1 protein-coding gene is annotated in these 246 nt (G+C 47.6%); it reads left to right on the forward strand.

Annotated features, from left to right (window positions below; genetic code table 11):
* The coding region (locus tag AC1M9A_RS14465; RefSeq protein WP_481610499.1) for a GA-like domain-containing protein at positions 1-246 on the forward strand (246 nt) is incomplete at both ends.

The raw sequence follows: 246 nt of genomic DNA on the forward strand, positions 1-246 counted from the left end.
TCACTTTACCAGCAGTAAATGATGAAAACGAAGATGGTGTGGATGATGCAGTTGCAGCACTTGAAGAAGCGACAGAGGCAGTAGAGGCGGCTGAAGCAGCATATGCTGAGGCAGAGCAAGCACTAGCAGATGCAGAATCAGATGGTTTAATCACGCCAACAGAACTTGCTGAGCTGACTCAAGCACGTGATGATGCGCTTACTGCTAAAGAAGATGCACAAGCGAAAGTTGATGCACTTCCAGAAG

The organism is Acinetobacter sp. ANC_7634, assembly GCF_056779875.1.